Source organism: Microbacterium sp. NPDC089987 (assembly GCF_044748505.1).
Lineage (GTDB): Bacteria > Actinomycetota > Actinomycetes > Actinomycetales > Microbacteriaceae > Microbacterium.
This window is the reverse complement of record NZ_JBIVGE010000001.1, coordinates 296,969-319,296: the sequence shown is the minus strand read 5'-3', so window position 1 is coordinate 319,296 and position 22,328 is coordinate 296,969. Positions and strand designations below refer to the sequence as shown.

The 22,328-nt window shown below is 64.4% G+C and carries 14 protein-coding genes; 6 read left to right on the top strand and 8 right to left on the bottom strand.

What is annotated here, in order from left to right; all coding sequences use genetic code 11:
• Window positions 1–19: 19 nt before the first annotated feature.
• The 6 genes from ACIPV2_RS01515 to ACIPV2_RS01490 all read right to left on the bottom strand — a co-directional run bounded on the left by ACIPV2_RS01515 (window position 20) and on the right by ACIPV2_RS01490 (window position 7,704).
• On the bottom strand, window positions 20–1,210 hold the full coding sequence (locus tag ACIPV2_RS01515) for a glycosyltransferase (RefSeq protein WP_400837519.1): 1,191 nt from the start codon (window positions 1,208–1,210) through the stop codon (window positions 20–22).
• Window positions 1,211–1,282: 72 nt separating this feature from the next.
• Window positions 1,283–2,308 (bottom strand): ATP-grasp domain-containing protein, encoded by a 1,026-nt coding sequence (locus tag ACIPV2_RS01510; RefSeq protein ID WP_400839876.1) that lies wholly within the window; start codon window positions 2,306–2,308, stop codon window positions 1,283–1,285.
• Entirely contained in the window at window positions 2,301–3,404 is a 1,104-nt protein-coding gene (locus ACIPV2_RS01505) for a GNAT family N-acetyltransferase (RefSeq protein ID WP_400837516.1), read from the bottom strand. Before ACIPV2_RS01505 ends, ACIPV2_RS01510 begins: the two co-directional genes overlap by 8 nt.
• Window positions 3,405–4,538: a DegT/DnrJ/EryC1/StrS family aminotransferase gene (locus tag ACIPV2_RS01500; RefSeq protein WP_400837513.1), complete on the bottom strand. Its 1,134-nt coding sequence runs from the start codon at window positions 4,536–4,538 to the stop codon at window positions 3,405–3,407.
• Window positions 4,531–6,168 carry a polysaccharide biosynthesis protein gene (locus tag ACIPV2_RS01495; RefSeq protein WP_400837510.1) on the bottom strand — a complete coding sequence of 546 codons (1,638 nt, stop codon included), beginning with the start codon at window positions 6,166–6,168 and terminating at the stop codon, window positions 4,531–4,533. The genes ACIPV2_RS01500 and ACIPV2_RS01495 overlap by 8 nt, the downstream gene beginning before the upstream one ends.
• Before the next feature lie 318 nt (window positions 6,169–6,486).
• Complete coding sequence (locus ACIPV2_RS01490; RefSeq protein ID WP_400837507.1) at window positions 6,487–7,704, bottom strand: hypothetical protein; 1,218 nt, start codon at window positions 7,702–7,704, stop codon at window positions 6,487–6,489.
• Window positions 7,705–7,803: 99 nt separating this feature from the next.
• Here ACIPV2_RS01490 and ACIPV2_RS01485 point away from each other — a divergent pair, with 99 nt between their 5' ends.
• The 5 genes from ACIPV2_RS01485 to ACIPV2_RS01465 all read left to right on the top strand — a co-directional run bounded on the left by ACIPV2_RS01485 (window position 7,804) and on the right by ACIPV2_RS01465 (window position 14,323).
• Window positions 7,804–9,177 carry a polysaccharide biosynthesis tyrosine autokinase gene (locus tag ACIPV2_RS01485; protein ID WP_400837504.1) on the top strand — a complete coding sequence of 458 codons (1,374 nt, stop codon included), beginning with the start codon at window positions 7,804–7,806 and terminating at the stop codon, window positions 9,175–9,177.
• A 79-nt stretch (window positions 9,178–9,256) separates the two neighbouring features.
• A complete protein-coding gene (locus ACIPV2_RS01480; RefSeq protein WP_400837501.1) occupies window positions 9,257–10,705 on the top strand; it encodes a polysaccharide biosynthesis tyrosine autokinase in 1,449 nt (482 codons plus the stop codon).
• A 188-nt stretch (window positions 10,706–10,893) separates the two neighbouring features.
• Window positions 10,894–11,337 carry an adenylyltransferase/cytidyltransferase family protein gene (locus tag ACIPV2_RS01475; RefSeq protein WP_400837498.1) on the top strand — a complete coding sequence of 148 codons (444 nt, stop codon included), beginning with the start codon at window positions 10,894–10,896 and terminating at the stop codon, window positions 11,335–11,337.
• Window positions 11,338–11,562: 225 nt separating this feature from the next.
• The gene (locus tag ACIPV2_RS01470; protein ID WP_400837495.1) at window positions 11,563–13,095 is read left to right on the top strand and encodes a sugar transferase; all 1,533 of its coding nucleotides are present in this window, start codon (window positions 11,563–11,565) and stop codon (window positions 13,093–13,095) included.
• A 4-nt stretch (window positions 13,096–13,099) separates the two neighbouring features.
• Window positions 13,100–14,323, top strand: coding sequence for a glycosyltransferase family 4 protein (locus ACIPV2_RS01465; protein WP_400837492.1), 1,224 nt, complete (start codon window positions 13,100–13,102; stop codon window positions 14,321–14,323).
• Between the two features lie 31 nt (window positions 14,324–14,354).
• On the opposite strand, the gene ACIPV2_RS01460 is transcribed toward ACIPV2_RS01465, so the two are convergent.
• Entirely contained in the window at window positions 14,355–15,656 is a 1,302-nt protein-coding gene (locus ACIPV2_RS01460; RefSeq protein WP_400837489.1) for a glycerophosphodiester phosphodiesterase, read from the bottom strand.
• Window positions 15,657–15,808: 152 nt separating this feature from the next.
• Entirely contained in the window at window positions 15,809–21,298 is a 5,490-nt protein-coding gene (locus ACIPV2_RS01455) for a LamG-like jellyroll fold domain-containing protein (RefSeq protein ID WP_400837486.1), read from the bottom strand.
• Window positions 21,299–21,395: 97 nt separating this feature from the next.
• Between ACIPV2_RS01455 and ACIPV2_RS01450 the strand changes: the two genes are divergently transcribed.
• Window positions 21,396–22,328 carry a CDP-alcohol phosphatidyltransferase family protein gene (locus ACIPV2_RS01450; protein WP_400837483.1) on the top strand — a complete coding sequence of 311 codons (933 nt, stop codon included), beginning with the start codon at window positions 21,396–21,398 and terminating at the stop codon, window positions 22,326–22,328.

The window sequence follows — 22,328 nt, the reverse complement described above, 5'->3', positions numbered from 1 at the left end:
CACTATCGTTGTCTTACTGTTACTCCCGACTTTCGAGCGCGTTGCGCCAGGCTATCGAGTGCTTGGCCCACACTTGGCGGGGGACAAAGTCCGTTAACACTTGCTGCCTGGCCGTTCGCCCCATTTCCCGTCGTAGGGTATCGTCCGTCAATAGTCTGTCTAGCGCCGCAGCAAGCCGCGTCACGTTTCCAACCGGAGTGACGAATCCGGTTTTGCCGTCGAGCACCGAGTCGACGCACCCAGTCGCATCGGAGACGATCGCTGGCACCTCCATTGCGGCAGCTTCCAAAACCACGTTTGGAAACCCCTCGCGCCGGCTCGGCAGAACCAACACGTCCATGGAAGCGAGCGCGGGCCTGACATCTTGCACTTGCCCTACGAAGTGTACCGGCACGCGCTCCTGCAACCGCGACAGCAGGGGCCCGGCATCCACTCCGTCATGGCGCCCGACTAAGACGACCTGAAAGGGAACGCCGGACAACGCGACCTCTTCGAGTGCGGCGAACAAGGTATCTATCCCCTTGTCGGGATGCAAACGACCAATGAACCCAACGACAGGTACGGAAGCTCTCCCCTCCACGTGATCGTCAGACGGGAGAAGCTGGTGACTCGTCGCTTCACGACTGAAGTGCTCAGCGTCCACACCGTGCGACGATCCTTTTCCGAGCACGCGCGCCTTCTTCCCACCGGCTACGCCCAATTCTCGGGCCCGCCGCGCCAAGCTGTGACTGTTGGCTATGTAGGTCGTGGACAGCCGGGCGGTCGTCCATTCTAGCGCCGCGAGTACACGACCCCTGAGCCCCGACACGGTCTCTGCTCGCAAGCCCCAAAGTTCGTATGCCCGGACAGGGATCCCAAGGAGCGCGCCAGCTGATGCCGCCAGCAGACTGGCCTTCGGTGTGGCGTAAACCAGCACATCAGGCCGTACACGCCGTAGCACGCGGATGAGTCGCAACAAAGAGAGCACGTCGAAAATCGGCGATGGACCACGCCGCATTTTCACCGGCACGAAAGGAATATTTTCCCGTTCAGAGTACTCAGCGACACGCCGCCCTGGGCTACAGACAAGCGTGACATTCCATCCATCTTCTTTGAGATATTCCAAGTAACCCTGGAGGAACGTCATGGCGGTGCTCTCAGCAGTGACGACAAAACAGAGCCTCTGTGAAGGAGTGCCCACCCTATACGTCCTCTCGACTCGGACAGCCATTCGGTTGTGCGACTCGTTCCAACTTAATCCGTGACCGCGCGGCGACGCTATGCGTCATGGCGATACGCGAGTTCAATTCGTGATCGCTTCGAACTTACTTGATTGCGTCCCTACCCGGTAGCGGAGAAACGCGGTTGCATCGCTTCGCCCGCGCACGAGCTGATCGACAATCAGAGCAGGTATATCTGCGCCCGCCCTATGGGAGAACGGATATCCCCCACCGAATCTCGGATTGATATCGATCACCTTGGCAGACGCCGGGCTTTCTCCGATGAGGTCTACGTCGATTCCTCCGCGATGTCCTGTCCAGGCAGCTAGGCGAAGGGCGAGCTCGTTGAACGGTCCCGGGTCGACGGTCTCAGCCTGATCCGTCTCGCCCGCCCGCATCCGAAGTTTCCGCCTTGCCAGCACCCGAACGTCATGTCCACCAGCCGTGAGAGGTGCGACCACGTCCAGCCCGAACTCCGAACCCTCGAGCGCGGGCTGAACGACGAAGCTTGATGGGTCCTTGCCCGCTGAAGGACGACTCACCCACCTTAGCGCCAGTTCCAATTCGCTGCTCGGCACGTGCACAAGTCCCGACGAGCCACTGCCGTAGCGGTCTTTGATGATCAGATTCGGCTCGCGCGCAGTGAGACGCGCGATGCCGAGATTATCTGAAGCGAGCACCGTTTCCACCGTTGGCACTCGCGCTTCAGTCAATGCGCCATACATCTGGTACTTGTCGTGCAGACTCGCGTGAATGCTTCCCCGCGGCACTAACACGGTCGTCCCCCGCTCCTCGAGCCGCTGAGCCAGTCCGCTCATGGCCAGCACTGCCAGCTCGTAGTCATTGAGCGAAACGAACAGCCGTGGCTCGATCAGGTCGAACAGGTCGATCATTGCTGTTGCGTACGCTGCGTCGCCGTATGGTGGCACGAGGTGTCGGTGCGTTGAAGAAAGATATGCGGCTGACCGAGCGTCGGCATCAGTGACGTGCACCTCGCCGTCAACACCTAACCGTTTGAATGCGTCCCGGAACCAGTCGACAATGTAGACTCGACGCCCTGCAGAACCGACCACGATCCTCAAAGGCTTTACTCGTTGAGCGCTAGGCATCGTCATGCCCCGACGAAATCGGCATAGTCATGATCAGCTTCCGATCTCCTTCTGTCCTGGCCGCGACCGTGAAACCTAGACTCAGATACATCCGCTGTGCCGCCAAGTTCGATGCGGGAGTTTCCAATTCGAGCAACGTCACGCCGGCTCGCCGAGCGCGCGATATCAACAACGTCATCGTTTCTCTACCGTATCCGCGGCCGTGGCTGTCGGGGTCAACGTATATGTATAGCGACGCCGCACCAGACGCAGAATGGAGAAGCCCGCACATAGAGACCGGTTGGTTCGTTGTAATATCGAGTCCAACCCAATCGCTACGATATGCATCTTCAGCCACTCCAGAGAACCATTCGCGCATGCGGGAAAGTTCGGGCTGAAAGCTAATGGAAATTCCTCGGCGAACGCGATCGTCAGTTAGCCAAGCGACCCTAGTTGCAAGATGGTCGGCCTCCAGGTCGACGAGCCGAACTCGATTCGTTCGCTCAGGTCCGAAGAATTCCGACATGGTGGCGTCCTCACCGTCGGAGATGCCGCTGCGGACCAATACCGTGCGAATCGTCGCCAAGAGGATCCACGCGTCTAGGGCGAATGACCGTTTGGCGACGTATTCCTGATCGAGCTGCAACCGATCGTCCCACGCTAAGGCGTTACGTCCGCGTACCTGCGCCAGTCCCGTCAAGCCAGGACGCACACTGTGGCGGCGGGCCTGGTCCGACGAGTATCGGCTCAAGTATGACATTCGTAGAGGTCTAGGTCCCACGAAGCTCATGTCACCACGCAGAATGTTCCAAATACTAGGAAGTTCATCGAGACTCGTAGCTCGCAGAAGTCCGCCGACGCGCGTCATACGATCGGCGTTGGACACCCAGCCCTTCGCAGCATCAAACGGCCGCATTGTGCGGAACTTCAGCAATCGGAACGGCCGACCGTTCCGGCCCGGGCGTTGCTGGGCGAAGATGCACGGTCTACCGAGCGCAACAAACACGATGGAATACGTGATTATCAACGCCGGGCTCAAGACGATTAGCGACAAAGCGGCGCCAACGAAATCGAGCGCGCGCTTCAGCACATCGTACGGTCGAGGCTCCACGGTCATTCAGCGGCCCGCCAAGAAGGTGGTGATGGTTTCATCCACCTTCGCGCGGTGCTCGGTAGTCAGGGCAGAGCCACTTGGCAACGTCAACCCACGCTCAAACAGCTGCTGAGAGCTTCCATTGAACGTACCTCGCAGGTGTGCAAACACGGGTTGCAAGTGCATCGGCTTCCACAGCGGTCTGCTCTCAATATTATGCCTCGCCAGTTCGTCGGCCAGCTCCACTGTTTCCCAACCAGCCACTTCCGGATCGACGACGATTGAAGTCAGCCACACGTTATCATCCGCGTCATCGGCAGCACCGAACACCTCGACTCCGTCAACAGCTCGGAAGAGTTCTTTATAGAGTTCGCGCATTTCTCGTCGTTTCGCGATCATACTGTCGAGGCGCGAGAGTTGGGCTCGTCCTAGCGCAGCGAGCAGGTTGCTCATGCGGTAGTTGTACCCGATGTCGCAGTGCTCGTAGTGCACGACCGGCTGACGCGCCTGTGTAGCCAGATAACGCACGTGGTTGGCAACCTCGGCGTCGTCGGTGAGCAGCATGCCGCCCCCAGAAGTGGTCATGATCTTGTTGCCGTTGAACGACACGATCGACGCTCGGCCGAAGCTGCCGGCCGCCTTGCCGTTGTGAGTCGCACCAAGCGACTCCGCGGCGTCGGCGAGCACCGGCACGCCGAACTCCTCGGCGATCGCGATGATGCGGGTGTAGTCGACCGCCTTGCCGAGCAGGTCGACGGGCACGATAGCAGCCACCTTCTCGCCGGCGCTGTGCAGCTGGCTCAAAGCCTGCCGCAACATCTCGGGATCCATGTTGCCTGTCGCGATGTCAGCGTCAACAAAAAAGGGTTCAGCTCCGGTGTAGACGATGGCGTTGGTAGTCGCGGCGAAGGTCATCGTCGATGTCACGACGATGTCACCCGGGCCGACGCGCAGCGCAAGCAGGCCGAGGTGTAATGCTGCGGTGCCGGAGCTCAGAGCAACTCCATGAATGACGCCGACTCGAGCTGCCAACTCGGCTTCGAATGCGTCTACGTCAGGCCCCAGCGGCGCGATCCACCCAGAACGCATCGCCGCGACAACCGCCTTCTCCTCGAGATCGGTGACGTCGGGCGACGACATGTAGATGCGCTCAGCCATTGACCGTGCCCTTCTGAAGTGTGAGAGGCTCGACTACCGCCGTCTCGTTGTCCCGCGGCTCCGCGGCCATCCGCGCTTCCCAACCCGCCTTGTCGAGGCGTTGCGGCGTGATTGGGTCGGCCGTCGTGTGAGAAATCTGTGGATGGAACGGGCGCTCTAGGTTCTCGCGCGAACCCACGAGTTCCTCGTGCAGCTTCTCGCCGTGGCGCAAGCCAGTGAAGCGGATCTCGATCTGCTTGCCTGACATGGCGATCATCCGCTTGGCGACTTCGAGAATTGAGACCGGCTCGCCCATGTCGAGAATCAGCACCTCGCCCGGTCGGCCGATGCCGCCGGCCTGAATCACGAGCTGGCACGCCTCGGGGATGGTCATGAAGTAGCGCGTCGCTTCAGGGTGTGTAACGGTGAGCGGCTTGCCGTCGCGGATCAAGGCCTGGAATGTCGGCAGCATCGACCCGCGGCTGCCGATAACGTTGCCGAAGCGCACTGAGAGAAACCGCATGCCGCTCTCTTCTGCGGCCCAGGCCGTGAGCTTCTCGGCGACGCGCTTCGAGTGCCCCAGCACGCTGGTGGGGTTGGCAGCCTTATCGGTCGACACGTTGACGAAGTGAGTGACGCCCACGCCCATCGCAGCGGTCAGCACGTTCAACGAGCCCAGCACATTGGTCTTCCAGGCCTCGTCGGGGTACTGCTCGAGCATCGGCAAGTGTTTTAACGCAGCCGCGTGGAAGACGACCTCGGGTCGACGCTCGTCGAAGATCGCGTGCAGCTGCTCGACGTCACGGATGTCGGCGAGAACGACGTCGTTCGTGTCGAGCAACCCATGGCCTGCGGTTCCGAGTTGGGCCATCTGCAGTCCGGTCTCGTCGCGGTCGAGCATGATCAACTCGCTCGGGCCGAACTTCGACAGCTGGCGGCAGAGCTCTGAGCCGATCGAGCCGCCGGCTCCGGTGACGAGTACCCGCTTGCCGGTGATGTAGCCGGCGATCAGCTCGACGTTTGTGTCGACGGGATGCCGGCCGATGAGGTCTTCGATGCTGATGTCGCGTACGTCGGTGGCGGCCTGCTCGCCGCTCATCAGGGCGTTCAATGACGGCGTCACCGCGACACGCGCGCCTGCACGGGCCGCGCGGTCGCTGATCTTGCGCAACACGACGCTGTCGGCCTGTCCGATGGCGACGACGACCATCGTCGCTCCAGTGCGTCGCACCGCGTCGGCCACCTCCGAGGTGGGACCGACGACCGGCACCCCGCGCAGGATCAGGTTCTTCTTCGCCGGGTCGTCGTCGAGCAGCCCGACCGGACGGATCGGCGATGCAGGGTCGGTCGTCATGTTGTGCAGCAGCTTGTCACCGAGAAAGCCGGCACCGACGATGAGTGCGGGCTCGGCATCTTCCCCCGGCTTGCGGGAGCGATCGAGTACGAGACGAGCGATGTATCGCACACCGAACATCAGCAGCAGCACGATCGGCGCGGCGAGGAACATCGTTCCGCGCGGAATACTCACGACTGTGCCCACGGTGACGACGATCAGACCGAGAGCGGCGGTGATGCTCAGCACGATCAACGCGAGTAGACGCACCTCGTCAAAAGAGCCGTAGGGGTAGCGACCGCGGTACAGCTTGGTCACGAAGCCCGCGACGACGTGCACACCAGCTGCCACGAAGGCAAGACTCAGCGTTGCGAGCCAGCCGTCGATCGGCGTCGCGAACTCGAATCGCAGCGAGACGGCGAGCAGGACCCCGATCGCCCAGGCCGCGGCGTCGACGACCGCCGCCGCCACTCGCCGGCGTCGGCGCATCACCGGTGCGTTCGACAGAATGTCGATCTCTCCGGTCGCAGGCGCGACGATATCCACCTTCTCAGCCGTCATGGATCCCCCTCATTCGGCTTTTTCCCACCCCATGTTCGCATACATCTGTGGTGGCTCATGCGTCAAGGCCTCCGATCACTCTGAGGGGAGATTGTCGGAACCCTCCGAGTTCGCGGGTGGATCCGTCGGCGTCGGGTCGGCTGGCGGCGGATCAGACGGCGCCGGGTCGGAGGGCGTCGGTGATGGCTGAGGCTGTGGTCGGGGGCTCTGCGTGCGAGGCTGGTCAGCCTCTGCCTCTCGTCGTGCCCGCTCTTCGCTTACGCGGTCGGCATACACCTGACCAGCCTCGAGCGCGACGACGGCGTCTCGATACGCGAAGAGCGCTACGGCGCCACTCTCGCTGAGCAGGTCAGCTGCGGCCACGGCCTGGGCCGCGGCCGCAACTGCATCCTTCAGCTTCTTGTCGGCATCCGGATTGCCGTCGACACTCGCCTGCGCCGCTTTCGGGAAGGTGGCCGCGAACGTCGCCAGCTGTGCTGTGAACGTCGCGGTGCGGGCATCTAGCGCCGCGCGCTGAGCTCGCACCTCCGCTGCCGCCCGATCGATCTCCGACAGCTGCAGCTGCGCGGCGTCGATCGCCGCAGCCACATCGGTCAGCGAGCTTTCGTCGGTCCTGGCGCGCGCATAGGCCGTCGTCGGGGCAGGCACGCTCATTGCGCCGACATCTGCGCGGTATGCGTCGACCGCGGCGAGTGCGTCGTCGAGAGCTTTGCCATCGGCGATGGGGATGGTGCGCGCGTCTCGCGGCGCCTCGGTCTCGCCCGGCGGGATGTCTGCCGGATCGGTCGCCGTGCGCACGGTCTCAAGGGCGGGGCGCAGCTGCGCAGCGGCCGCATCGGCATCGGCGATCGACGCAGTGAGGCGCTCGCGCGCCGCGTCGAGACCGGCGCTCGCGCTCGCGATGGTCTTCTCGTCGGCCTTCAGCGCGCGTAGGGCATCGGTGACCGGACTCGCCGTCGCCGCCTGCACCCCACCCGCGATTCCGGTTGCCGCCAGGGCGACCACGGCCAGACCCGCCGCGGCCACGTTGATGAGGTCGCGGCGCCGCCGGGGGCGCCGAGTGTCAGCGAGCGATGCGGGCGGCACGGTGCCGAGAGGCTTGGCATCCGCCACCGCCGAGTCGACCATGGCCACGAGCGCGGGCCGCGCCGACGCGCGGTGCGTGCGGTCGAGCTCTTCGCGGCGGTCACCGAGCAGCTGCTCGAGTCGCTGACTCGTCTGCTGGTCGTCGACAGCGGCGGGGGTCTCACTCCGGCGCGCGCCGCCGGAAAAGAGGTCTTCGAGTGTGCTCATCATCATTCCTGTCGCGCGGCGAACGTCGCCTCGGCCGGGCACCGATACCCTCGAAGGATACCCGGGGGGTCGTCCTCCGTGTCTTCCCACAGGAGCCCCATGGATCTGCGCGACTTCATCCGTGTGCTTCGGCGACACCTCGTCGTGATCGTCGCTGCCGTCGTGATCGGCCTGTGCAGCGGTGCGGTCGTCGGTCTGACGACGCCGCAGCGGTACGAGGCATCGACCCAGCTGATGGTGAACGTCGACACGGGAGGCGACTCGACCGCGGTCGAGCTCACCCAGGGCGGCAGCTATGCGCAGCAGGTCGTCGAGAGCTATCGCAGCGTGCTGACCAGCTCGCTCGTGCTGCAGCCGGTCATCGACGACCTGGGACTCAACGCGACCCCCGACACCCTCGCTCGATCGGTGAGCACCAGTGTGGCGCCCAACGGCGTCATCATCACCGCCACCGTGAGCCACGCCAATCCCGGCCAGGCCGCGCGCATCGCGAACGCCATCGGCGACAGCTTCGCCACGATGATCACCGACCGGCTCGAGCGCCGCGAGCAGAACACGTCGTACCAGATCCGCATCGTGCCGGTGCAGCCCGCCACCGTGCCGACCCGGCCCGCCGCGCCGAACCTGCCGCTCTCGATCGCGCTCGGCGCGATCCTCGGGCTGGGCGCGGGCATCGGCATCGCCCTGCTGCGCGAAGTGCTCGACCGCCGTATCCGCACCCTCATCGATGTCGAGAAGGCGGTCACCGCACCCGTGCTGGGCGGCGTGGCGTTCGACCCGCAGGCATCCGCCCGCCCACTCATCGTCGCGAACGCACCGCTCGATCCGCGAGCCGAGGCGTTCCGCAGCCTGCGCACCAACCTGCGCTTCCTCTTCCCGCCGCACGAGACGGGCGTGTTCGTCGTCACCAGCGCGGGGCCCAGCGAGGGCAAGTCGACCACCGCGGCGAACCTGGCGATCGCGCTGGGCGAGGCGGGCTACCGTGTCGCGCTCGTCGACGCCGACCTGCGCAAGCCGCGTGTGGCCCCGCTCTTCGGCATCGAGGGCGCCATCGGCCTCTCCGACGTGCTGATCGGCCGCGTCGCGGTGAACGACGTGATGCAGCGCTGGGGCCGAGGCACGTTCTTCGTGCTGCCGTCGGGCACGATCCCCCCGAACCCGGCAGAACTTCTGGGGTCGGATGCCATGATCACCCTCATCGATGATCTGAAGGCCGCGTTCGACGTCGTCATCATCGATGCGCCACCGGTGCTGCCGGTGACCGACGCCGCGGTGCTGTCGCGCCTGACCACCGGTGTGCTGCTGGTGGCCGCCGCCGAGGCGACCACCACCGACAACCTCACCGCCGCCGCCGCGCGCGTCGAGGCCGCCGAGGGTCGGGTGCTCGGCACCGTCGTGACGATGCTGCCCATCCGAGGGGCTGACAAGACCGCCTACGGCACTTACGGCTACGGGGCACTCGCCAAGGCGTGATCCGGCAGACGGTTACCCGTGTGGGAGAATCGAAAAGTTGCCTGAACTGGGCTGGCTGGAATTTGAGGAGAAGACCCGCGTGGAGCTTCGCGACTACGTCCGCATCCTGCACAAGAACTGGATCCTGATACTGATCCTGCTCGTGCTGGGTCTCGCCGGCGGTGCCGGATACGCCGCCCTGCAGGCCCCGAAGTACGTGGCATCCACCCAGCTGTACGTGTCGGTGCGCACCGAGGGCGCCGCCACCGGCGATCTCGTGCAGGGCACCACCTTCGCACGGCAGATGGTGACCAGCTACGTCGACGTCGTCAACACCGCGCTCGTGCTCGACCCCGTCATCGACGAGCTGGGTCTTGACACGACCGTCGCCGGGCTCGCCTCGCGCGTCAGCGCCACTACGCCGCTCAACACCGTGCTCATCGACATCTCGGTCACCGACGGTGACCCCGAGCAGGCGGCGAAGATCACCAACGCCGTCGCCGACAGCTTCGCGGGCGTCGTGCAGAGCACGCTCGAGCGCCCGACCGCCGAAGGGGCGAGCAGCCCGGTGTCGGTCACGGTCACCGAGCCTGCCGTCGCACCCACCGCGCCGAGCGCACCCAACGTGCGCATGCTCATCCTGCTCGGCGGTCTGCTCGGTCTGGCGCTCGGCGTCGGACTCGCGATGCTGCGCACCGTGCTCGACACTCGCATCCACACCCTGCACGACCTCGAAGACATCACCGACCGGCCGATGCTCGGCGGCATCGCCTTCGACCCCGAGGCGCAGAAGCGCCCGCTCATCGTGCACGCCGACCCCCGCAGCCCGCGAGCCGAGTCGTTCCGCACGCTGCGCACCAACCTGCAGTTCCTCGATGTCGAAGGCGGACCGCGCATCTTCGTCGTCTCGAGCGCGGGCCCGGGTGAGGGCAAATCGACCACGACGGCGAACCTGGCGATCGCGCTCGCCGAGACCGGTGCCCGCGTGGCCCTGGTCGATGGCGACCTGCGCCTGCCGCGCGTGGCCGACTACATGGGCCTCGAGGGCGGCGTCGGCCTCACCGACGTGCTGATCGGCCGTGTCGACGTCGCAGACGCCCTGCAGAAGTGGGGAACGCACGAGCTGTTCGTGCTCACCAGCGGACGCGTTCCCCCAAACCCGAGCGAGCTGCTCGGCTCGTCGGCGATGAATCAGGTGCTGAAGCCGTTGGGCGAGTACTTCGACTACGTGCTCATCGACGCTCCCCCGCTGCTGCTCGTGACCGACGCCGCCGTGCTGGGCAAGAAGACGCGCGGAGTGATCCTCGTCGCGGCATCGGGCAAGACGAAGAAGCAGGAGCTTGTCGGCGCCGTGCGCAGCCTCGCCACCGCCGGCGTCGACCTGCTGGGCACCGTCGTGACTATGCTGCCGACCAAGGGGCCGGACAGCTACGGGTACGGCGCGTACACGTACGGTTCGACGCACATCGTGGAGCAGGCGGAGCCTGAGCTGAGCGCGAAGCAAGCCAAGCCGAAGCGGCGCGGGCGGGTGAAGGCGGGGGCTCGCTGAGCCTACGCTTTTAAGGACGCTGGCCCTGTGTTTTTCGCAGGCAGCCAGCGTCTTTCGTCATTCTTGGAAACTCTCGAAGACTATTTGTTGCGTTACGCGCGTAACCACTAGTAGAGTCACAAACACGGCCATTGGGGAGCCGTGTGCGGATGGGGATTCGCACTGGGAATTTTTGATCTGGGGAGATCATGGGGACGCGTATTGGCTACGCCGCGGGTGCTTTCGACCTGTTCCATGTCGGACATCTGAACATCCTTCGTCACGCGCGAGAGCACTGTGATGTGCTCGTCGCCGGTGTTGTGAGCGACGAGATGCTTCGCACCGTGAAGGGCATCGAGCCCGTCGTTCCGACGGCCGAGCGCGCAGAGATCGTGCGGCACATTTCGTACGTCGATGAGGTCTATATCGAGACCCGGCCCACGAAGATGGAAGCGTGGCACGACGTGCAGTTCACTCACTTCTTCAAGGGTGACGACTGGCGAGGCACCGAGAAGGGGCTGGCTCTCGAGCGCGAGTTCGCGACCGTCGGCGTGGAAGTCGTCTACTTCCCGTACACGGTGCACACTTCGAGCTCGATACTGCGCCGCGCACTCGCCGCGCTGGTTGAGACGCCGATGGCGGTGACGGTGTGAACGGCGATGAGTCGCGAGGTCCGCCGGCTTGACGGTCTGATCGTCTCGCCTTTTGAACGTGGATGTGGCTGGGGAGCCGCATCCGCTCCGTGAACTGGGGTCACGGGATCCGAACCGGGGGGCCGGTTCGGTAACGACCTGCTGTTTCGACGGCAGATACTGGGGAAAGTCTGGGGAAATGACGCACTGGGGTTTGCGTACGAAAACGGCTCGGGGAGCCTCGGAATGACTTCCGTCGAAGACGTTCTGGGGTTGAGCGGCACTGGGATCGATCGTCCTGCAGTCGCTGCTCCACGAGCTCTGCGCGCGGTGCCCGACTTCGTCGTGGCACCGCGCGCGACAACCAATCTGGAGCAGAGGCGCCGCTGGGAACGGCACTACCGCATGCTTCTCCACGCCACGGATGCCAGCGCGATCGCCCTCACGGTAGGGCTGACCGTCAGCATCCAGATCCAGCTGGGTGCCAGCCTGCTCGACTCCGCCGCTCGGGCCTCCCTCCTGAGTATTTTGTGGTTGGCGATGCTCGGGGGCACCCATACACGCGACGCCGCTCTCTTCCGCCCGAGTGCGGTGGAGTACCGTGGCGTCGCGCGCGCCACCGGCTCAGCATTCGGCGCTCTGGCCATTGGCGACGCGCTCATGAGCCTGCATGGAATGCAGCTGCTCTTGCTCGTCGCCCTCCCCTCAGGGCTGGGGCTGCTGGTGCTGAGTCGGTGGTCGTGGCGTCGGTGGCTGATGGCGCAGCGCGCGCAGGGAGTGTTCTCCTCTCGCACCCTGGTCGTCGGTCATCGCGATGACGTCGAGTACGTGATCGCAAACCTCAGCAGGCCGAACTCAGCGGGGCTGCGGGTCGTTGGAGTCACGCTGCTCGACGGCGACGCGAAAGAGCTCGTCGTGGGTGACGGAGCCTATCCCGTTCTGGGAGACGTGAACTCGGTGGGTACAATCGCCCGCGAACTCGGTGCTGACACCGTGGTCGTCGCCAGCCGTCCACGTAGCGACGCCGACTTCGTGAAGAGGCTGAGCTGGCAACTCGAAGGAACGGCTGCCGAACTGGTCCTCTCGAGCAGACTCGCCGATGTCGCGGGACCGCGCCTGTCTTTCGAGGCGCTCGACGGTCTGCCCCTCATCCGCCTGCAGATACCGACCTACTCCGGTGGACAGCATCTGCTCAAGCGCGGACTCGACATCGTGGTCGCCTGTTGTGCGCTCATCCCGATCGCTCTGGTCTACCCTGTTCTGGCTTTGCTGATCAAGCTCGATTCCCCCGGCCCTGTGTTCTTCTTCCAGGAGCGGGTCGGGCGTGACGGACGACTGTTCAAGATGGTGAAATTCCGCTCGATGCGCACGGATGCCGAGCAGCAACTCGCCGCGCTACGTGAGCAGAACGAGGGTTCGGGACTCCTCTTCAAGATGAAGGAAGATCCGCGCGTCACCCGCGTCGGCCGGGTGCTGCGCAAGCTGTCGCTCGACGAGCTGCCCCAGTTCTGGAATGTGCTCATCGGCGACATGAGCGTCGTTGGACCGCGTCCCCCGCTCCCCAGTGAGGTCACAGGCTATGACGGCAAGGTGTTCCGCCGGCTCTACATCAACCCCGGCATCACGGGGCTTTGGCAGGTCTCGGGGCGCAGCGACCTGTCGTGGGACGAGAGCGTGCGACTCGACCTGCGCTACGTCGAGAACTGGTCTGTGATGAGCGACCTGCAGATCATGTGGCGGACAGCGAAGGTCATGCTGCGACCGAGCGGGGCATACTGATTCCATGCCGACTGCACCATCGGACCACTCCGTCCTCATCATCGGAATCAACTACACACCCGAACCGACCGGCATCAGCCCCTACACAACGGGGATGGCAGAGGGACTGGCACAGCGCGGCCACCGTGTCTCCGTCGTGACGTCCTACCCTCATTACCCATGGTGGCACGTGCCGACTGCCCACCGTTCGCTGCCAAGGTCGAGCGAGATCAACGGGGTACGCGTGCGCCGCGTGAAGCACTACATCCCACGGCGTCCGAACAGCGTGCGTCGGGCCGCGTTGGAGCTCGCTTTCGGGCTGCGCGCAGTGTTAGCGCGATGGGGTCGACCGGATGTGGTGGTGCTGATCTCACCGGCTCTACTAGCGTCCCGAATACTGGCGCTGAAGGCTCAGCTCCGAGGCATTCCGGTCGTCACGTGGGTGCAGGACATCTATACGCTTGGCGTGGGCGAAGCCTCCACTGGGAGGGGCGGTCGCCTGATCGCGCGCGTGGAGCGGAAGCTCGCGGACGCTTCCGCCCGAGTGGTCGTCATCCACGAACGGTTCCGTCGCATGTTCCTTGAGGGCATCGGAACGGCTTCTCCCCTGGACGTGGTTCGAAATTGGTCGCACGTTCCCGACATCCCTCGTGCGGCGCGCTCCGAGACCCGCCGCGCGATGGGATGGGGAGACGACGAAGTGATAGCTCTGCACGCCGGCGCCATGGGCGCCAAACAGGGTCTTGAGAACGTCGTGCACGCAGCGCGCGAGGCGACGAAGCGAGGCTCCAAGGTGAAGTTCGTGCTCCTCGGTGATGGCAACCAACGAGCGCATCTGGAATCTCTCGGCGCGGACCCGAGCCTGGAATTCGTGGATCCTCTTCCGGATGATCGGTTTCTCAGCACTCTCGCGGCCGCTGACGTGCTGCTTGCGAACGAACGTCCCGGCTTGACGGAGATGTCTGTTCCGAGCAAGCTGACGACCTACTTCGCAACCGGCTTGCCGGTGGTGGCCGCCGTCGACTCTTCCAGCACTACCCACGACGAGATCCTTGCGTCGGGAGCGGGTCCCGTTGTTCCAGCCGGTGACCCGGAAGCCCTTGTAGACGCCATTGAATCGCTGGCTGCTCGTCCGGAGGCTGCCGCTGCACACGGCGCTGCCGGTCGAGCGTATCGAGCCGCGCACCTCACACCTTCGGCGGCGATAGATGCGTTCGAGCGCACGCTGACGCAGGCCATCGCCGGCTGAGTTCTACGGCCAGCTGATCGGGTGCCAGAGCTTACGCTGCTTTGAAGGTGATGTCCGAAAACTCCACTGCCAGCGACGACTCGTAGTCTTTGAAGAGCCGGATCCACGGGCCTCGCCACCTGGCGTCAGTCACGTCGATGGAGGCCGGCGATCCCAACCGCCGAATGCGGATGCGGGCCCCCTCAGCGTCAATCCGGAGAACTACCTTCTCGCCGGCGCGCGGTGCCGCTCCCAGTTGCTCGCCGAGCACCGTGCCCACCCGGCCCGCATCGCGTTCCAGCACACGCAGGGTTCCATCAGCGCCCAGGTGCACTTCGTATCCGCTCGAATCTCCTCGCTCACTCTCGCCGCCCGGAGCATCCGCCGTCAGTCCGAACACCACACCGGCCGTGCCTGCGTCGGGCGCCTTATCCGGCCATCGCATCGTGAGTTCCATGCTGGCCAGAGTGAGCCCCGGACGTGCCAGGGATCCCATCAGGTAGCTGCGCTGCCCACCGCTCTGCACACGGACCGCACCGCGTTCGGGAATGATGGCGGGCTGCGCGTGCCAGCCCAGCCGTTGGAATCCCGAAGGCAGGTCACCGGCGGCTCGGCGTCCGGACCGGAAGTCGTCAGAACTGCTGCGCTTGTCGCCTGTCAGGTAGGGGATGTTGGAGCACATCTTTCCAGCGACTCCCATCCGGTTCAGTCGGGCGACCTCTGAATTGAAGTGCACCTCCCAGCAGATCACCGGTGTGCCGGTCGCAACGACCCGTGTCAGCTCGTCGTCACTGATCTGGGTCGGAACACCCAGAGCATCGAAGCGAGCGGCGAACTCATCCAGTCGTCCCATCTGTTCTGAGTCGAAGTAGCCCCAGGCTGCGTAGCCTCGTTCCTTCACCATGGCGATCTGCTTCGCCGGCGCCCATTGCTTCCACACAAAGCGCTCAGTGGATCTCGGCTGTGCATCCATCATGTCCAGCAGTGCCCGGGTGTTGCTGCCCTGCTTGTCTTCGATGAAGATCAGTACGTCCTTCCTCAAAACGGCGAAGACATCCTCCAATCTGCTCACCGGTTCGAGCGGGGTGTCGGGCCCCAGCCACGTTCTTGCATCCACATGCAGCTGGCTGATCTCGTTCCACGTCATCTCGCCGATGTTGCGCTGTACACCGAGTGTTCTGGAAGCGGAGAGGTCATGGTGGCACACCAGCACGCCGTCCGATGTCGCGCACACGGACACCTCCACCGCGTCTGCTCCGGCTTCCAGTGCGGACTGGTAGGCGGTCAGGGTGTGCTCCGGCCAGTTGTCACCGCTGCCTCGGTGCGCGACGAAGAAGCTCTTGCTACTCAGCATCTGGGACACAGTGGTTGGGACGGCAGCAGCCGACGCCAACGGAGTTGACGTCGGCTGCTGCCGATGTTTCACAGGCGATGGCGAGCACGCGGTGAGGAGCGCTACGCCGCCGAGCGCGAGCACCGCCCTACGTGAGAGCTGGCCTGGGCCCGTCATGGCGCCGGGGTGAACTGAAGCACCAGGGTCGGACGGTACCCGGCCGAGCTCGCTTCGGAAGACCAGAGCCGCACATTGTCTGCTCCCCCGCTGGACATCCGCAACGTCTGGGTCGACCCGAGCACCGACTGGATGGCTGCTACATCGAGCTGCGCGGAGTACGCAGTGTTCATCGCGGTCGCGCCCGTAAGCTGACCGATCCGTAATCCCGCCTGCGTCGGCCGATTGTTCCAATTGATCGTGGCCTGGTCCCATCGGTCATCAGCCAGAGCGAAGTCGTGGGTGTCAGCCGAGCCTGCCGTCGGATCAGTGGAAGTTCTCACCTTCAGCTCGACGCCGCTGAGAACCGTCCCGGGAGGAGCTGTAGGCAGGTCGAAGCGGAGGAACGACTCGATCGGGGTTGTCCCCCGGGAGGACAGCTGATTCGTCGTACCGTAGAGGGTCGTCGGGGCGATCTGCGCGACCATCGAATCGGAGGTGGCATTGAGCGAGATCGTTACAGGCTTCACCGGATCCGGTCCGGGCCCTGCGACGACAGCGCTGGCAGCCGCGCTGGCGTTGCTGGCGTTACCCGCCGCGTCAGCCGCGACCACCCGGTAGTAGTACGTTCCGGGCGCCAACCCTGCATCGGCGAAGGGAGCCGATGGTCCCACACCGACCCGGTTTTCCGCGTCGGGAGCGAAGTCAGCGGCAGATCCGCGGTGGATCCGGTACTCCACTACTCCGACATCATCCGTCGACGCCGACCACGAGACCGTTGCCGTCGCACCGTTCACGGTCGCTGTGACGCCAGCTGGTGTCGAAGGTGCCGTCACGTCCGGAACCTCAGGGTCAGGGTCCGGCCCCGGGCCAGCGCCTGGTACGAAGTTGAGCACCAGAGTTGGCCTGTAGGCCGCAGTCCCGGACTCGCGAGACCAGAGCCGGAGGTTGTCCGTGCCAGCCGCGCTCGACATCTGCAGAGTCGCAGAGGTACCGAGGCTGCCAGACAGCCCTGCCGCAGACAGTCCTGCGGAGTACGCCGTGTTGACGGCCGTCGCGCCCGACAGCTCCCCCAGCACGGCAGGATCGACGCTCGTCAACCTCGAGTTCCAGGTGATCTGGGACTCCGACCACGCACCGGACGCGAGGCGCAACTGGTGAGCGTTCGCCGAGCCGGCAGTGGGATCGGTAGAAGTCCGTACTCGGAGCTGGGCGCTGTCAAGCACCATGCCCGACGGCGCCGCCGGCAGGTCGAACCGCAGGAACGACACGATCGGCGTGTCGAAACGGGACGACAGCTGGTTGGAGGTCCCGTAGGCGTTGTTGGGGTTGATCGCTGCAGCCATCGCATCCGCGGTGGCGACAACGGACATGGTCACCGGGTCCTGAGGCGCGGCGACGACCGTAGCGGATGCGGCGTCGCTGGAGACACTGACGTTTCCTGCCGCGTCCTCGGCGATCACCTTGTAGTAGTAAGTACCCGCTGTCACGCTCACGTCAGTGAAAGTCGTGGGCGCTGCCGTCGTCACTCGGTTGCTCGCAGTCGGCGTGAAGTCCGCCGATGCACCGCGATGGACCCGATATCCGACAACTGCCACATCATCCGTCGCGGGCGACCACGAGACCGTGATGTTGCTCCCGGAGACCGTTGCCACGACGTCTACAGGAGCGGTCGGCGCAGTTTCATCATCAATAACGGTAGAGGCGGATGCTGGGGCGCTGAAGTTGCCAGCAGCGTCCTGCGCAATCACCTTGTAGTACCAGGTGCCTGCTGGGACAGCGCTGTCGACGTACTCCAGTTCCGCCGTCTGGCCGAGAAGAGTGCTGCTCGAGGGGGCGAAGTCGGCCGCCGAACCTCGGTGCACCTGGTAAGCGGTGACGCCGATGTCATCCGTGGAAGCATCCCAGCTGAGCTGGACGTTCCCGTCCGACAGAGCCGCCTTGAGGGCGCCCGGCTGCGTGGGCGCGATCGCATCCACCAGGCGGTGACCCAGGCTCGTCTCGATGGACGCCTTACTGCGGTTGCCCGCTGCGTCCTCCGCTACCACTACGTAGTAGTACGTGCCCGGATCGAGGCCCTCGTCGATGAACGCAGGTTGCACGCTCTCGCCGATCTTCGTCGACGCAGAGACATCGAAGCCGGACTCCTGACCACGGTAGATGTCATACCTGGCCACACCGACGTTGTCCTCCGCTGCCGTCCAAGTGAGCGAGACATCCGTGCCCGCGGTCTGAGCGGCCAGCCCGTCAGGTATGGAAGGAGCCAGTTCATCTGCAACTGTCAACGTAGTCGCATCTGACGGCTTGCTCGGGTTGCCCGACGCGTCGATCGCAACAACCTTGTACGACACCTCACCCACGGGTGCGGACACGTCCGTGAACTTAAGAGTTGTCGTCGTGCCGAGCAGAGTGCTGCTGTCCACTGCGAAGTCCGGCGATGCGCCGCGATACACCTCATAGTGCGCAACGCCTACGTCATCGGTCGCCGCGTCCCAGCTGACTTCAATCCGGTCGGCCGCCTGCTTTGCAGTGACTGCAGCCGGCGATGACGGAGCAGAACGGTCCACGGAACCGATGGCATAGTGCTCGGCGACGACTGCGGGTGACAGCGAAGTGGAGTAGACGGCGAACTCGTCAAGGTCTCCGTTGAAGTAGAAATCAGACGGCTGGTTCGGCCAGCTGCTCAGGTTGCCTCCGCCCAAGCGCCAGTACCCCTCTCCAGTCTCCGCACCTGTGACGGCGCTGCTCGCCACCATCTGCCCATCGACGTAGAGCTGCCGACCCGTGGAGTCGATCACTCCGACGGCATGGTGCCACGCACCGTTGTTGTAGCTGTTGGCACTGGTTACGGTGGCAGCGCTTCCGATGTACGAACCCCAGATGAGACGCCCATCGTTGGTCATGTACAGGTGCTTGTCGTACCCAGATCCGTTGCCGGTCGCCGTGTTCTCGAATCCGAGGATCTTGCCTCCGGACGTCGTCGTCGTGCGGAACCAGATCTCAGCCGAGACAGTGGCCGACGGAGCCAGGCTCTGGCTGGTCGCAATGGTCCCACTGGGTGAGCCGGGAACCCGTACCGCAGCGTTGCCTTCGACGATACCCGTCACGCCCTGGACCACACCAGAAAGCGCCGTTCCGGGCGTTGTGCCGAAGTAGGAGGAGTCCTTCACCTCGGCGGTGGAGTCGGCAAGACGCCAATAGAGCAGCGGGTCGCCTTCGTGAACTGCTTTGCCGTAGTCGTCAGCAGGAACCGGGTTGGTCACCAGGTCGCGACCAGCTGCCACGTACTGAGTCGCTACCTCGCGCGCCGTCAGAGCTCTCGGGTACACGGCGGCCTCATCGATCAAGCCGCTGAAGAAGTTGCTCGAGGGCCGAGACGGCCAGCCGGAAAGGTTGTCACCCCCGATGCGCCAGACGCCCCAGTACGCCTGCTGGTTCGAGACGGCATTCGACGCGACTCGCTTCCCATCGACGTAGAGGCGCATGCCTTCAGGACCCTGAGTTCCTGTGACGAGGTGCCACGAACCGTCGTTGAGCGCCGACGGCGACGTCACGGTCACGGTGCTGCCATTGTATGCCCCGAAGCGGACGCGTCCGTCGTTCTGCATGTAGAGGTGGCGATCGTAGCTGCCGCTCAGATTCGGCGTGTTGGTGCCCGTGCGTGGACGCCCGTTGCCGTAACCGATGATCTTGCCGCCACGGTCCGTCGTGGTGTTGATCCACGCCGACACGCTGTATGTCGTCAGTCCAGGACGATACTGGTCGGTCACCAGGTAGTCGTCGACGCCATCGAGCGAGAAGGACTGCGAATTCGAGGACACTGCACTCGAGGCGGACGTCGTAGCACCTTCCATCATCTGCATCGCCGCACCGTCGGCACGTGTGGTGTTCGCTGAAGCGTCGAGGGCCCACACGCCGGAGGTCACCTGCCCCGACCACAGACCGGTCGCCCCTGCCGCTCGGACTGTGGAGTCCCAATCCGTCGTCGCTGCGACCGCTCGTGCACTTGCGGTAGCGGAGAGGCCGGAAGTGTTCGTCCCATCCGAAGCAGTGACCCGGTACGAATAGGTACTGCCTGCATTCACCGCGCTGTCGACGAAGGTGACCTGGGGGCGCTGCCACCACATGGAGCTTCCCTTGCCGGTCCAAACCGGTGTCGCGCTGTTGTTCCGGTACACGCTGTAGGTGAGGTCGCTGTCATCGGAATCGACGACAGTGCGGAACCGCACTTGAATCGTGCCATCACTGGTAGCGACGGCCGACACCACGGGAGCAGGCGGAGCTCCAACATCATCCGGTCCGAAGCGAGTCAGCCCCTGCTGCGCCTTGTTGTTGATGCGGGTGAACTCGCCACCCGTCCACATGTACTTCTTGCCCGTCGCACGCCCTTCGGCGACTGTGAGAGCACGCGGTCCGATGCCCTCGCCGATGCCGTCATTGGCTGCGGGGAACCATCCGCGCAGCTCAGCTGTGTTCGAATCCTGCGCGAGGAAGTAGTTGCGTACCCCGTCGTTGAACGCATTGATGCCGGCACAGTCGTGCGCGTGGCTGGCAGAGTAGAGGGTCTGCTCGTAGAGCAGGACGGCTTGCGTCGCCCCGAGACAGGTGTCGCGCCATACCTGGTCGCCGGTCTCCCAAGAGAACGCGGCACGACCGTCGAACACGCCACCGCCCGTACCCTCGTTTCCAATGTAGAAGCGACCGTCGTCTCCCGACCAGATGCTCTTGGTGATGGATGAGTTCGGAATGAATCCGGACGGGTAGGTGCGAAGAACCTCGCCGCCGGCGCCATTCGTTCCGGTTGCGCCGCTCACCATCGCGATCGAGTGCGAGTACTGGCCATTGATCTCGAACATGTCGCCGCCGACGACCACTTTCTGGCCGTCAGGTGAGACGGCCACTGCACGTCCTTGGCCGACGTCGGCGGGAAGGTTCGTGACAGTGCGCACGGCGTCCGCCACCCAATCGAGCAGGGCCCCCGTCGTGGCATTCAGCGCAGCGAAGCCGCGGCGGGTCTGCCCGCCCACAGTGTTGAACAGACCTCCGACGTACAACACGTTCCCGTGCTGAGCCAGCGCAGTGGCGGTCGAGGAGAACACAGCTGGTCGGAACGGCTTGACCACGCAGGCGTTCACATCGAGCGCAGCGACGCGCCCAACGTTGACGCCGCCAATGCTGGAGAAATTGCCTGCCACATAGACGACAGACTGGTCGGCGTTCGTGGTCAGTGCGAGCACCGAGGCGGTGCCGCTGCTCGCGGTGACAGCGAACTGGCAGGCGTCAGGCGCACCGGTGTCGGCATTCAAGACAGCGAGTGCTGTCTGCGCCCGCACCGTGCCAGAGACACCAGCCGGTGGTCTCAGCTGCGTGAATGTGCCTCCCGCCACCACTTTGCCACCGGACGCGGCGAGCGCGTACACCGTGCCGTTGGTCTGCCAGGTAGGCAGATCGTCCGCACTGAAGTGCACTCCGGGCGACAGCGCCGAAGCCTGCTCTGACGCTTGCACGCCGACCAGACCAGCGACAAGTGCGACGACGGCTGCACAGGCAGCCCAAGATCGTTTCCCCACGGGATCCCCATCCCTTGATGCACCCGCTCAGCAGATGCAATTCCCCAGTGACGCTGAGAAGGTGTCGCGACCCGAACCCTCCCTCGGATTCGGCTCTTCCCCTGCGTTCCACCTCAGCGCAGGGTCAGCATACATGGGACGCGGCCATTCAGGAAAGAAATTACCGCTTACACCGTTGGTCGCTCCTCGCACTATGGTTCCTCAAGAGACGCGGTCGCGATCCGGCGTGACTGCGGAGGGGATGGCTTTGTCAGATTTGACCTTCACCGCTGCGCTGGGCGCTCTGCGGGCGTCACAGAAATCACCCATCGGAATCTCGCTGTATTCGCGATACGTCAACCGACCGGTGGGGCGCGTGTTCGCGGCTGCAGCGGCCGCTGCAGGTCTCACTCCGAATGCGGTGACGGCAGCGTCGGCCGCCATGACCGCCACCGGACTGATCGTCCTTGCGGTGGCCCCGGTCACGATCGGCTGCGGGATAGTGGTCGCGCTCTGCCTGGTTGTGGGCTTTGCGCTCGACTCAGCTGACGGCCAAGTCGCCCGCCTGACCGGCCGTGGCAGCCCTGCTGGCGAATGGCTCGACCACGTCGTCGATGCGGGCAAGATGGTTGCCATCCACGCGGCTGTCCTGATCGCGGCCTACAGGAATGAGCTGCTCACTTCCGCTTGGCTGCTCATACCGCTGGCGTACATGCTGGTCGTGGTCCTCATGTTCTGCGGTATGACGCTTTTCGACCTGCTCATGCGAGCTGCAGGCGTGAAGGGATCGTCCCAGCGGAGCAGGCCTTCGACCACGCGGGCCGTCGTGCTCCTTTTCGCCGACTACGGCGTCCTTGCACTCTCGTTCACCGCCTGGGGGTTTTCCTCCGCGTTCTTCACTGCCTACGTAGTACTTGGAGCCGCGACCGCGGCAATCACCGGTCTTCTCTTGGCCAAATGGTTCCGCTCACTGTCTGCGCTGCGCTGA